This is a genomic window from Pseudomonas sp. EZ-C24 (assembly GCF_014525325.1).
In the GTDB taxonomy this organism is placed as follows: Bacteria; Pseudomonadota; Gammaproteobacteria; order Pseudomonadales; family Pseudomonadaceae; genus Aquipseudomonas; species Aquipseudomonas shirazensis.
The window spans coordinates 1-3,352 of sequence record NZ_JACDIU010000029.1 but is presented as its reverse complement, the minus strand read 5'-3'; the positions used below and the strand labels follow the sequence as shown (position 1 = coordinate 3,352).

The 3,352-nt window shown below is 57.6% G+C and carries 4 protein-coding genes and 3 tRNA genes; all 7 read left to right on the top strand.

The features are described from left to right. Positions 1-242: 242 nt before the first annotated feature. Positions 243-1,202 carry a bifunctional biotin--[acetyl-CoA-carboxylase] ligase/biotin operon repressor BirA gene (gene birA, locus IDM28_RS20440; protein ID WP_188036768.1) on the top strand — a complete coding sequence of 320 codons (960 nt, stop codon included), beginning with the start codon at positions 243-245 and terminating at the stop codon, positions 1,200-1,202. After that, positions 1,192-1,941, top strand: a complete 750-nt coding sequence (locus IDM28_RS20435; RefSeq protein WP_101322356.1) for a pantothenate kinase — start codon at positions 1,192-1,194, stop codon at positions 1,939-1,941. Before birA ends, IDM28_RS20435 begins: the two co-directional genes overlap by 11 nt. Positions 1,942-1,948: 7 nt before the next feature. Beyond that, positions 1,949-2,374 (top strand): hypothetical protein, encoded by a 426-nt coding sequence (locus IDM28_RS20430; protein WP_101322355.1) that lies wholly within the window; start codon positions 1,949-1,951, stop codon positions 2,372-2,374. A 144-nt stretch (positions 2,375-2,518) separates the two neighbouring features. Beyond that, positions 2,519-2,603: transfer RNA gene (locus IDM28_RS20425), tRNA-Tyr, on the top strand. A 23-nt stretch (positions 2,604-2,626) separates the two neighbouring features. Beyond that, positions 2,627-2,700, top strand: a tRNA-Gly gene (locus tag IDM28_RS20420). 26 nt (positions 2,701-2,726) lie between these two features. Next, positions 2,727-2,802, top strand: a tRNA-Thr gene (locus IDM28_RS20415). A gap of 79 nt (positions 2,803-2,881) precedes the next feature. Next, on the top strand, positions 2,882-3,352 hold a 471-nt coding region (locus tag IDM28_RS20410; protein WP_188036766.1), incomplete at its 3' end, for a GTP-binding protein.

The window sequence follows — 3,352 nt, the reverse complement described above, 5'->3', positions numbered from 1 at the left end:
AGTAGGTCATCGTCAAGATTCATTTCGCAAAACCCCTATCTGCGCGAGCAGGTAGGGGTTTTGTCTTTTCCGGGATCCGGAAATCTGGGGTCGCAAAGCGGCACTAGCTCTCCATCTGACTGCCTGGCACTTCCAGGGCGCCGCGAACATTTCGCTCTATAGCTAGGCCCTGGGTCGCCTTTTCCTATGCAAGCCAGCAGGCCATGGCTATCATTCCAGCCTTATTCAAAGTCGAGACTGGCATGCTGAAGTTGTTGAATCTCCTCAAGGATGGCCGGTTTCATTCCGGGCAGGCACTCGGGGAAGCTCTCGGAGTGAGCCGCAGCGCCGTCTGGAAGCAGCTGCAGCATCTGGAATCCGAATTGAATCTGTCTATCCACAAGGTACGCGGTCGCGGCTACCAGTTGGCAGCGCCGTTGGCACTGCTTGATGCCGGCGTCATCGCTGCGCAATTCGAAGGTGAACTGTGGCCGCTGTACATCCATGACGCTATCGACTCGACCAATGCCGAGGCCCTTAGAGCAGTAGGGCAGGGCCAGGCCGCCCCCTTTGTGGTGCTGGCCGAGCGGCAAAGTGCTGGTCGGGGCAGACGCGGCCGGCAGTGGGTCAGCCCATTTGCCGAAAACCTGTATTACAGCCTGGTGCTCCGGATCGAAGGCGGCATGCGTCAGCTCGAAGGCCTGAGCCTGGTCGTAGGGTTGGCCGTCATGCGCGCGTTACACGGGTTTGGTGTAGAGCAGGCTGGCCTGAAATGGCCCAATGACGTGCTGGTTGCCGAGCAAAAGATCGCTGGCATCCTGCTTGAGCTGGTGGGCGACCCGGCCGATGTCTGCCATGTGGTGATAGGTGTCGGGATCAACGTCAACATGCAGACCAACGACCAGGTCGATCAGCAATGGACGTCAATGAAGCGTGAAGCCGGCGCGCCGATCGATCGCAATCTGCTGGTCGCGCGCCTCAATGTGCAGCTGCAGCATGAGTTGGCTCGCCATCGTCGTTATGGCTTTGCCGCGTTCCAGGAAGAATGGGAGCAGGCGCATGTCTGGCAGGGGCGCAAAGTCGCGCTGATCGCTGGTACCAGCCATACCCATGGCATCGTCCGTGGGGTAGATGGGCAGGGTGGCTTGCGGCTTGAGGTTGACGGTGTGGAAAAGAGCTTCAGCGGTGGTGAGCTCAGCCTGAGGTTGCGTGATGATTCTTGAGCTCGATTGCGGTAACAGCTTTATCAAGTGGCGCGTCATTCATGCCAGTGACGCCACTATTGTTGGCGGTGGGATTGTCGACTCGGATCAGGCCCTGCTTGTCGCCGTGCTGGGTTTGCCTTCGTTGCACCTGCAAGGCTGCCGAATCGTCAGCGTGCGCAGTGAAGAAGAAACCGCGGCGCTGCGCGCCGTTCTGTTTGCCGAGTTTGCCATAGATGCCCAGGTAGCCTTGCCAGCACAGGCCATGGCCGGTGTGCGCAATGGCTATGAAGATTACCAGCGGCTGGGCATGGATCGCTGGTTGGCCGTGCTGGGTGCTTATCACCTGGCCAAAGGCGCATGCCTGGTGATCGATCTAGGGACCGCAGCGAAGGCTGACTTCGTTGCTGCAGATGGCGAGCATCTTGGTGGCTACATCTGCCCAGGGATGCCGCTGATGCGTAGCCAGTTGCGCACGCATACCCGGCGCATTCGTTATGACGATGCCTCGGCGGAGCGGGCGCTGAGCACGCTCGCCCCCGGCCGTTCTACAGTCGAAGCGGTCGAGCGCGGTTGCGTGCTCATGCTGCAAGGGTTTGCTCGAACCCAGATCGAGCAGGCGCGGGCGTTGTGGGGCGATAGCTTTAGCGTATTCCTCACGGGTGGTGATGCGCCGCTTGTTCGCGATGCGGCTCCGCAGGCGCGAATCGTGCCGGATCTGGTATTTGTCGGCTTGGCCATGGCTTGTCCACTGGATTGAGGTGCCTATGCGTTGGTTGTTTCTGTTGCTGTTGGTGCTTAACGTCGTTTTTTACGTGTGGCATCAGCAGGAGGCGCCGTTAAGAGTCAAAGAGGTCGCGCCGCTCTCTCTTTATAAAGGTAATCAGCAGGAGATCCGCCTGCTGCGCGAGACGGGTGCTGCGGCGCCGGCGCGCCGCCGCGATGAATGCCTGGTAGTGGGTGGCCTGCCCAGCAAGGAGCAGATCGATGCACTGCGCCAGCGGCTGCTGAGCCTGGACATTGACACGCAGCTAGTGGCTGGCCAGCTGCCGGGAGCTGACGGCCAGTGGCTAAAGGTTGCAGTTGAAAGCGAGCGTTTGCTGGACCAATCAATGGTCGAGAGTCTTTCCAAGGATTTCAAAGACTTAAAACGCAAAATTATTTTCTGCGGGGGTATTGCAACTGCTGAATAGCTTGATAGAATGGCGCCCGCTTCGCAGGGAACACCACTCAGGTGGTAGGACCGGAAGCTGTTGTCAAAGTAGCTAACTTCAAGATTTAATTGAAAAAAAGCTTGACAGCAGGACGGCAAAAGCTGAAAATGCCGCCCACGCTCAGGAGGGGTTCCCGAGCGGCCAAAGGGAGCAGACTGTAAATCTGCCGTCTTCGACTTCGAAGGTTCGAATCCTTCCCCCTCCACCATTTTAGCGAGAGCTGCAAGCTCCGCGGGTATAGTTTAGTGGTAGAACCTCAGCCTTCCAAGCTGATGATGCGGGTTCGATTCCCGCTACCCGCTCCAAGTTTGCTGTTATTGCACATTGTTTCGCTCTTGTAGCTCAGTTGGTAGAGCACACCCTTGGTAAGGGTGAGGTCAGCGGTTCAAGTCCGCTCAAGAGCTCCATATAACAAGGCAGATATGAAAATATCTGCCTTTGTTTTATCGGTAGTAGTGACTATTTTCTTCTGCGGAGGACTGTTCGATGGCTAAGGAAAAGTTTGATCGTTCCCTACCACACGTAAACGTTGGCACTATCGGCCACGTTGACCATGGTAAAACCACTCTGACCGCAGCTCTGACTCGCGTCTGCTCCGAGGTGTTTGGTTCGGCAGTCGTCGACTTCGACAAGATCGACAGCGCTCCAGAAGAGAAAGCGCGTGGTATCACCATCAACACCGCGCACGTCGAGTACAACTCGAAGATCCGTCACTACGCTCACGTCGACTGCCCAGGTCACGCTGACTATGTGAAGAACATGATCACCGGTGCTGCGCAGATGGACGGCGCTATCCTGGTTTGCTCGGCCGCCGATGGTCCGATGCCACAAACCCGTGAGCACATCCTGCTGTCCCGTCAGGTTGGCGTTCCGTACATCGTGGTCTTCCTGAACAAGGCTGACCTGGTAGACGACGCTGAGCTGCTGGAACTGGTCGAGATGGAAGTTCGCGACCTG

Bases quoted from the DNA above. Each gene is read 5' to 3' on its own strand.
- birA (WP_188036768.1), top strand. From the start codon at position 243: ATGCTGAAGTTGTTGAATCTCCTCAAGGATGGCCGGTTTCATTCCGGG.
- IDM28_RS20435 (WP_101322356.1), top strand. From the start codon at position 1,192: ATGATTCTTGAGCTCGATTGCGGTAACAGCTTTATCAAGTGGCGCGTC.
- IDM28_RS20430 (WP_101322355.1), top strand. From the start codon at position 1,949: ATGCGTTGGTTGTTTCTGTTGCTGTTGGTGCTTAACGTCGTTTTTTAC.